This is a genomic window from Leptolyngbya sp. FACHB-711 (assembly GCF_014695615.1).
Taxonomy (GTDB): domain Bacteria; phylum Cyanobacteriota; class Cyanobacteriia; order Elainellales; family Elainellaceae; genus Leptolyngbya_A.
In genome coordinates this window covers 1-3,361 of sequence record NZ_JACJOR010000140.1, presented here as the reverse complement: position 1 = coordinate 3,361, position 3,361 = coordinate 1, and the positions used below count along the sequence as shown (strand labels likewise).

The following is a 3,361-nucleotide window of genomic DNA, read 5'->3' as shown; positions in this document are numbered from 1 at the left end:
GAATAGACACCACTCATAAATACACAGAGCCTCAACCCACAATGACATCGCCTGAAAGGTTTGCCAAAGTTCAGCCGTAATCATCAGGCACACACCCTGCGCCTCTGTCCCTGGCACTGCTACGACGCGACTGCTCAACTCCCGATAAGCAGCAGGTTTCTCAAAATGCTACGACGCGACTGCTCAACTCCCGATAAGCAGCAGGTTTCTCAAAAATCGTCCAATTGCCCGGCCCCGCATACTGAATCGGCATTTTGATCGTTTTGGCGATCGTCGTCAAAGTCTTCTGATAGGCAGTTATCAGCGCAGTGGGGTAGGTCGATAGCTTTCGTGGGATTCGCAGTTCATGAATCACCAGAAACCCATCGGCTGCCTGAGATAGCCCCCCGGTATGTTCTTCCCACTGCCGTCGAAATTCCGTCAGAGCAGGGCGAAACTCCACGTCGTTGCGAAGCCCGCCGTCGCGTTGTGCCCTTTGTCCCTGAGCGATCGGTTGATCCAAAGCGACAAAGCCCCAATAGTAAGCAACCCAATACTCAGCAAGGAGACGTAGGGGAACGGCAACATCTTGGCGATAGCTACCCAGATCCGGAAATGACAGCATAACATCGTTGATAGCCCGCAGTAGCGCAATCTTGTAGCTCGTGACTTTGCTATCGTGCCGGAGGATTGTGCTGATGACCTGACTTGAGGCAATATCCATTGATCGCACAATTGTTCTTGGGTTCAATTGTTCTTGGGTTTATGGGTCCTTACTTAGCTTGTCCTGTGAGTCGTGTTGTTACTGACCAGATCTCAAATGAACAACGATTTTTTCTAAGGTATGAACAATAGAGCGATCGGGCAAGCCGTCACGTTTAGCCGTATCCTTCAGCTCAAAACACGGTTTCAGTAATTCGTAGTTGTTTTGGATAGGAATTCCACGCCCACCACAAGGACGTTTAGCAAGAACATTTCCTAGTTGAATTTGAGTTCCGTCCTGCAAAGGGAGCACAATTTTGCCGAATACTTTTTCGTGATGGGTAAGAATGGCATCAAGAAATTCATTAGAAGCCTGAATTAATTCAGGATTAGCACTGCGATATCCGTGAATGAGGCGCTGCCTAAGGGATTCGATCAAATCCAGGTTTGACAGCACTCTTGCTACGATGCCTGGTTGCTCAGAGAGTTCTACTCCTGTTACTCCCTTAAAGCACCTTTTATAAATTTTTTGAGTTGAAATTTTTCTAGTTCCAATTGCCAAATAAGCATCTGCAATGCGCCAACCCCTTAATCGTGTAGCAACTGCTAGCATTCGAGTGCGGTATGCCTCCCAAGTGATCCAGTACAAAGCAAAAGTATGAATGCCTGCGGGAGAAGCTTCGTAAGAGGCTTGTGCTTGCATTAGGAGAGAGCCGATTTCTGATGGATTCATGCTTTGAGAGAAGCTCTGATTGTCATATTTCCTCTTTCAGCGATGGCTTCTAAAAATCAGTGAGGTTCATGCTGGTCGATTGCCTCCTGTAGCTCAGCAGCCTCAATCCTTCCCTGCTCAAAGTCCATCAACAAATGGTAAAGCTCTATCACTTTATTTCCTTCAATTGCCCCAGTCAGCAGCAGATGTTCGATCGCCTTAGCCAATTGTTCTACTGTCATAGCCTAACCCCCTAACACTACTTTCCTAACTCACCCGTCTCAAAGCTAGTTCCAGCCGCTTCACAAACTCAGATTGCCGATCGTAGGTCAAGACCTGGAATACATCGGGTAGACGAAGAATTCATTCGATACAGTGAGTTTCTACTTAACAAAGATTGGATAGATACCCCGATCGAAGTTCGCTGTGCGAGAATACTGTCAGGATTTCATACGTGGTGCCGTGAGGTGCCTGGCGCAGAACTTACGGGCTAACCCATCAATGGAGCGGACAGCACAAGATGCCTAGAGCAAGTTCAATCTCATCTGCTGCCGCTCATCTCAATCGTTACCACCTCTACAATCGCCGAAGATGACTAAATTCGGCAATGTTGAATTCTCTTGTCTTTCTGCAGCGTATTGTTGATAGGAGTTTCTGCGATCGCGCCAGGAAATTTTAGTATCTATTTTTGGCAAAGTGACGATTTGCGGTGTGACAGTAGACAGTGTCTCCGAAGCGACAGTTATTGAAACAATGACTAATGGGCTACCCAACTCTAGAGAATCTATCCAAAATTACAAGGACGCAGCAGGGCTATATGAATTAGGCGCAAGTCCGATATTCCAGACTTGCGCCTAATCGCCTTTGTATAGTTACGGAACAAAAGCACACTGCTGCGCGACGTTACCACCAATTGAGGAGGAACAATGAACAACACGACCTATCGATTTGCCGCTGGCGTCGCGATCGCGGCAGCCCTTAGTCTGATCTGGCTCAGTCTCGGTGCCGGCATTATCGGCAAGGATGGCGACCCTGCTAACCTGATGTATTTCGGGGTGCTCGCCGTTGGGATCATCGGCTCCTTTATCGCGCGGTTCCGACCCCGTGGCATGTCCCGTGCGCTGTTTGCTACAGCGCTCGCTCAGACGTCAGTCGCTACGATTGCACTGACCGCCCGGTTGGGCTACCCCTGGAGCGGACCGCTAGAACTTACTGCCCTGAATGGATTTTTTGTCGCACTGTTTGTCGGGTCGGCGTGGCTGTTCCGTCGTGCCGCGCGTGGGTGAACCGAACGAGATGGGACACTGCCGACTGCTCACCTCGACCATTAACTCTTCTCATCACTATCCTCGCCGATCGCCTTGAGATACGCCTCAGCCGCCGCCTGCTTAAACACCCCTTTCGCGTACCGCTGAAACACCCGATCCGTTCCGGATCAGCGAAGCTGCACGCTCTTGATCCCCATCAACTCCTTACCAAACAGTGGGTCAACCCCGCGCCGCGTCACCTCCGTTCCAAACGTATGGCGGAAGCGGTGTGGATTAATGTCTTCCACTCCGGCAACTGCTCCCAGCTTTCGCACCATTTTGTGCAGCCCCTTGTAGCCTAACCGCTGCCTCTTATTCTTCGGGTCCTGCGCTAGAAACATCGGACTCTCCGGTATCGGTTCAAATACGCCTCCCTGCTGCTCTCTAAATAGGCTTCTAGGTACGATCGCGCCTCCCTGCTCAATGGCACCTCACTCACGTTCTGTCCCTTGGCACGCTGTTGCTGGTGTAGCAGTTCACCAAATTCTTTCGGCTTTCTTGCCATGATGGTTCGTTTTATCAGGAAATTTCATATTTTAATGCAAAAACTAGTAGTTCACCAAATAAACTTTGCCTAGTTAGCATGCTTTAATTTAGGATAGAGATGCCCTAACCGAATGCGCGCACCTGCACTGGAAAATCTCCAATTGACCCTGGCTTT

At 49.6% G+C, this 3,361-nt stretch carries 6 protein-coding genes; 1 reads left to right on the top strand and 5 read right to left on the bottom strand.

The genetic code is table 11. The features are described from left to right. The 4 genes from H6F80_RS31080 to H6F80_RS04700 all read right to left on the bottom strand — a co-directional run. Positions 1–117 (bottom strand): DUF8808 domain-containing protein (locus H6F80_RS31080; protein ID WP_518523516.1); only part of this gene is annotated, 117 nt, incomplete at its 3' end. A gap of 43 nt (positions 118–160) precedes the next feature. Next, positions 161–703, bottom strand: a complete 543-nt coding sequence (locus H6F80_RS04710) for a DUF8808 domain-containing protein (protein ID WP_190790452.1) — start codon at positions 701–703, stop codon at positions 161–163. 78 nt (positions 704–781) lie between these two features. After that, positions 782–1,414 carry a hypothetical protein gene (locus H6F80_RS04705; RefSeq protein WP_190790451.1) on the bottom strand — a complete coding sequence of 211 codons (633 nt, stop codon included), beginning with the start codon at positions 1,412–1,414 and terminating at the stop codon, positions 782–784. Between the two features lie 56 nt (positions 1,415–1,470). Beyond that, the gene (locus H6F80_RS04700) at positions 1,471–1,635 is read right to left on the bottom strand and encodes a hypothetical protein (RefSeq protein ID WP_190790450.1); all 165 of its coding nucleotides are present in this window, start codon (positions 1,633–1,635) and stop codon (positions 1,471–1,473) included. A gap of 684 nt (positions 1,636–2,319) precedes the next feature. On the opposite strand from H6F80_RS04700, the gene H6F80_RS04695 reads away from it, so the two are divergent. After that, on the top strand, positions 2,320–2,679 hold the full coding sequence (locus tag H6F80_RS04695; RefSeq protein ID WP_190790449.1) for a hypothetical protein: 360 nt from the start codon (positions 2,320–2,322) through the stop codon (positions 2,677–2,679). Between the two features lie 149 nt (positions 2,680–2,828). On the opposite strand, the gene H6F80_RS29645 is transcribed toward H6F80_RS04695, so the two are convergent. After that, entirely contained in the window at positions 2,829–3,041 is a 213-nt protein-coding gene (locus tag H6F80_RS29645) for a tyrosine-type recombinase/integrase (RefSeq protein WP_242067161.1), read from the bottom strand. Positions 3,042–3,361: the final 320 nt, after the last annotated feature.

Excerpts from the sequence above, each read along its gene's own strand:
- H6F80_RS04710 (WP_190790452.1), bottom strand. The coding sequence starts at position 703 with ATGGATATTGCCTCAAGTCAGGTCATCAGCACAATCCTCCGGCACGAT.
- H6F80_RS04700 (WP_190790450.1), bottom strand. The coding sequence starts at position 1,635 with ATGACAGTAGAACAATTGGCTAAGGCGATCGAACATCTGCTGCTGACT.
- H6F80_RS29645 (WP_242067161.1), bottom strand. The coding sequence starts at position 3,041 with ATGTTTCTAGCGCAGGACCCGAAGAATAAGAGGCAGCGGTTAGGCTAC.
- H6F80_RS04705 (WP_190790451.1), bottom strand. The coding sequence starts at position 1,414 with ATGAATCCATCAGAAATCGGCTCTCTCCTAATGCAAGCACAAGCCTCT.
- H6F80_RS04695 (WP_190790449.1), top strand. The coding sequence starts at position 2,320 with ATGAACAACACGACCTATCGATTTGCCGCTGGCGTCGCGATCGCGGCA.